The 316-nt window shown below is 41.5% G+C and carries 1 rRNA gene; it reads right to left on the bottom strand.

Features of this window, described 5'->3' with window-relative positions:
* Window positions 1–232 precede the first annotated feature (232 nt).
* Window positions 233–316: ribosomal RNA gene (locus KFE26_RS23795) — 16S ribosomal RNA — on the bottom strand; the annotation flags it as partial.

Below are 316 nucleotides of genomic sequence, written 5' to 3'. Positions count from 1 at the left end.
AATATTCAAGACACTTAATAAAGTGTTTGAGAACTCATGTTCAATGCTTGCGCATTAAACGTTTTGTAATTAATCACATGACAGACTCATGCAATTAAATACTATCAGCTTTCCAAATTGTTAAAGAACAATGCGTACCGGCTAGCGGCGCATTCAGCTCTGACTTCTCCTAAGAGAAGATAAACAAGCAATCTGTGTGAACACTCAACAAACATTAAGTTAGTCGTATAGGTAAGGAGGTGATCCAGCCCCAGGTTCCCCTAGGGCTACCTTGTTACGACTTCACCCCAGTCATGAACCACAAAGTGGTGAGCGC

The organism is Shewanella sp. M16 (assembly GCF_018224605.1).
Classification (GTDB): domain Bacteria; phylum Pseudomonadota; class Gammaproteobacteria; order Enterobacterales; family Shewanellaceae; genus Shewanella; species Shewanella oncorhynchi.
Note: the sequence above shows the minus strand (reverse complement) of the source record. Positions and strands in the feature narration are given on the sequence as shown.